Source organism: Chryseobacterium sp. Leaf394, assembly GCF_001424105.1.
GTDB lineage: Bacteria > Bacteroidota > Bacteroidia > Flavobacteriales > Weeksellaceae > Chryseobacterium.
Map to the genome: position 1 here is coordinate 2,022,903 of NZ_LMQH01000011.1, position 3,808 is coordinate 2,026,710.

3 protein-coding genes are annotated in these 3,808 nt (G+C 35.1%); 2 read left to right on the plus strand and 1 reads right to left on the minus strand.

Going from position 1 to position 3,808, the window contains the following annotated elements:
• The coding region (locus tag ASG21_RS13980) for a YpdA family putative bacillithiol disulfide reductase (protein ID WP_241773495.1) at positions 1 to 842 on the plus strand (842 nt) is incomplete at its 5' end.
• Positions 839 to 1,582, plus strand: coding sequence for a hypothetical protein (locus tag ASG21_RS13985; RefSeq protein WP_056081322.1), 744 nt, complete (start codon positions 839 to 841; stop codon positions 1,580 to 1,582). The genes ASG21_RS13980 and ASG21_RS13985, both read left to right, overlap by 4 nt.
• Here ASG21_RS13985 and ASG21_RS13990 read toward each other — a convergent pair.
• The gene (locus tag ASG21_RS13990) at positions 1,579 to 3,609 is read right to left on the minus strand and encodes a TonB-dependent receptor (RefSeq protein WP_056081324.1); all 2,031 of its coding nucleotides are present in this window, start codon (positions 3,607 to 3,609) and stop codon (positions 1,579 to 1,581) included. The two genes, ASG21_RS13985 and ASG21_RS13990, sit on opposite strands and share 4 nt — an antisense overlap.
• Positions 3,610 to 3,808 lie beyond the last annotated feature (199 nt).

Consider the following 3,808-nt stretch of genomic DNA (forward strand, 5'->3'; position numbering starts at 1 on the left):
ATCCGTTGTATATGAAGTTTTTTTCGACAGCTGATAAGCTTGAAATCGCAGAAATTCCTTTTATTTCAGCTGCTCCTAAACCTGGCAGACAGGAAGCTCTGGAATATTATCAGGGCATTGCAAGGCAGAAAAATCTGAACATAAATTTATATGAAAAGGTTTTAAATGTGTCTAAAAAGGACGGAGTATTCAAAATCGAGACTTCAAAATCAGAATATCTCGCAAAAAGTGTTATCATCTCAACCGGATTTTACGACATCCCAAACCTGATGAATATTCCCGGCGAAGATTTGCCAAAAGTAAAGCATTATTACACCGAACCCTACCCCTTTGCAAAACAGAAAATCGTGGTTGTAGGTTCGAGCAATTCTTCAGTGGATGCCGCTTTGGAAACGTACAGAAAAGGTGCTGATGTCACGATGATTATCCGCAACTCAGAAATTTCGGCTAACGTGAAATATTGGGTAAAACCGGATATTGAAAACCGAATTTCCGAAGGAAGTATTAAGGCTTATTTTAATGCTGAAATGATTGAGATTAAAAAAGATTTTGTCATTTTTAAAAATGAAAACGGAGATCATATTGAAATTGAAAATGACTTCGTTCTCGCCATGACAGGCTATCTTCCCGATTTTGACTTCCTGAAAAACTCCGGAATAGAATTGCAGGGCGACTGTTTAAATCCTCTTTATAATTCAGAAACGATGGAAACGAATGTTGCCAGCCTGTATCTCGCAGGCGTAGTTTGTGGCGGAAAAGATACGCATCTTTGGTTTATAGAAAACTCCAGAATTCATGCGGAAATGATCATTACAGAAATTATAAAAAAAAACAATAAATGAAAAAAAATCTGTTTGTAGTATTTTTACTGTTAAGTTTCAACACTATACTGGCTTGTGACTGCTTGTATACACTACTGCCCAAAACTTATCATAAAGCCAACATCGTTGCAGAAATCACTGTTCTGAATATTTATGGTAATGACACTAAAGATAGAACTTACAAAGCTGAAGTGAAATTTGAAAAATTTTTTAAGGGTAAAACTGACAAAACAACGTTAAATCTCAGTGGAAATATTGGTAGGATCGATGGTTCTGCCTGTGATGTGGAGTTCAAAAAAGGTGAAAAATATATCATCTTTCTCAATCACGATAATGAAGAGATCTCATCCTGCACACCTCATTATTTATTAAATAGGGATAATTCATATCACAGTAAGATCAGTGCCGCAGAAAATCTCTTTTCATATTTAAAAAATAATACGATACAAAATGACAATTTTATTTTTTACTTTGAAAAAAATAAAACAGGAAGATCAAGCATCTCAAAATTAAAAAACTTTAAGCCCAAAAATAACTTTGCTGTTTACGAAATAATTTTCACTGATAAAAATAGTATTGCGTCCGTAAATATCAAATCAGAATTTGGTGACAGAGATGATGTAATAGCAGAACTTATAAAGAAAAATATTTATCACCCCTTTACAGCCAGTGAGGGTAAAAGAAGTTTGATCACGTTCGTTTATATACCTGAATACGTATCTATTAATTACAGAGATTACATTACATCAGAATTAAATTAAAGATCAACCTTCATTCCCAATACAAAATTCCTTTTTGCAGCAGGATTATAATATCGGTTTCCAAAGGCGTTGGTATCAAAACCTAAAACATAATCTTCATTGTACAGATTCTGAATCTGCAAATATAAATTCAGCCTTGTTTTCTCAAAATCAACCGGAAATCTGAATTGGATATTTCCTATTAAATTAGGTTCAGACCAAACGGAATTGGCATCATTTAAAGCGATTTTTGAAGTATAAAAATGAGAATAATCGATGGAGAGTTTTTTGAAGAATGTAAAATTAAGCAAAGAATTAATCGTGGTTTGCGGAACTCCGGTCAGATCATTCCCTGAAAAATCATTTCCGTTCTGCTGGTAATTTTTAAATTTAAAATCATAAAAACTACCAGAAAATCTGAATTTAAAATTCGAGAAAAAATTATTTTTCAAGTCAAAATTTTTAGACTCCAAAAGCATTTCCAATCCTTTTTGAATGGTTTCTCCAGAGTTGATGAAAAATTCCTGTCCGGCATCGTTCTGTCTTCTTACAATCGCATCTTTCAAACGGAAATCAAAATAACCGGCTTCCACAAATATTGAATTTCCAAACTGTTTTCTGATGCCCGCTTCCTTATTCCATCCAAATTCCGGACTTAAATTCTGATTAAATTCCTGCGTAGATGAACGTATTTCTTCACTGGTCGGCGCCGAATTTCCCTTTCCTATTTTTCCTCTCACAGAAAATCCTTTTCCAAGAAGATAAGTTACACCAAAATTGGGAAGCCATTGATTTTTAAAGTGAATCTCACCTGTTTCCGTGCGTGGAAAAAGCCTTTCCCAATGATAGGAATTTGAATTTAAACTGATTGAAATGTCGGTAAATAATTTTTCGCTAACATTCAGTTTTTGCGAAAGAAAATAAAAACCTGAAGTATTTTTAAGCTGATCAAAATTCTGTGGATTTCCTTCGAAACCTCTGTTGTTATCATAGTTTTTAATCAGAATATCATTGATTCCGCCTTCAAAACCAAAACGGTATGCCAAAGAGATTTTGTTGAAGTTCTTTTCATAATTAAAATGAGTTCTCAGTGCAAAATTCTTTTCAAAACGGTTTTCAAAATTGGTGATAAAAGGATTTTCAAAATCCACATACGAGCCCTGAACCAGCACAAAATGTGAAAATTCCGGCGTAAACTGATATTCATTTGAAAGTCCGGCCAGAACCATTTTATTTCTGATGCCTGCATCTTGTTCCGAAGCCCCCGGTAGCGTCGCTGTTTTTGGTCTTGCCTGCTTTCTGTTGAGATTCATCTGCTCCAAAGTCAATCCTCCCGGCGTCTGATAATCGAGGTCAGAATACATCAGCATTCCTTTTAAAATTCCTTTTTTTGAGTATTGAAAATGATCTTTTATAAAAATCTGCTTTCGCTTAACCCTCGACTGATCTCGGTAAGAATCCGTCTGATAATAATTTTGGAAAACTTCCAGAAAATGTTTTCCCATCTGCTTCGAAAAATCAAAACTCTGGTTGAAAGTCCCGTAACTTCCCGTTGAAATGTTGGCTGAAAGATTATCGGAAGATTTTGTTTTTAACAGAATAGTTCCACCCGTAACCGCTCCGTAGTCACCACTTTCCGGACCTTTATAAATCTCCATTCTGTCGGTTAATTCGGGAGAGAGCACATTGAAATAAGTATTTCCTGAAGCGTCAGATAAAATAAAATCATCGAGATACACTTTTACATTCCGGACTCCAAAAGGCGACCTTAAAGTACTTCCACGAAGAGAAATTCTGTAGCTTCCAGGTGATCTCTCTTCCATTCTTGCACCTGAAATCTGATTGATTGATTCGAGCATTCTTTCCGGAGTATTCTGATTCAGTAAATTTTCTGAAATAACCGAAACCGATTTAGTGGAATTGATGAAAGCTGTCGGTTTTTTGTAGGCATCAATTTTCACTTCTGAAATTAGATTTGCAGAATCCCGTTTTTGAGAAAGTAAAAATGATGCAGTAAAAAAAGGAAGGAGAAAGTATATTTTTGCCATTGGGCAAGGGTAAGCAAAAATTGTACTGTAATGCGTGAAATCTGGTTAGTTTGGTGAAGTTTTTAGGTTAAGGCTAAGGTTAAGGTTAAGGTTAAGGTAAAATTACGAGTACGGGTTAAAGTAAGAGCTGGCTTTCTAATAATAGAATTTTGTTTAAGAAAACCCTGCCAGGGTTCAGAACCCTGGCAGGGTTGGGAGG

Bases quoted from the DNA above. Each gene is read 5' to 3' on its own strand.
- ASG21_RS13985 (WP_056081322.1), top strand. From the start codon at position 839: ATGAAAAAAAATCTGTTTGTAGTATTTTTACTGTTAAGTTTCAACACT.
- ASG21_RS13990 (WP_056081324.1), bottom strand. From the start codon at position 3,609: ATGGCAAAAATATACTTTCTCCTTCCTTTTTTTACTGCATCATTTTTA.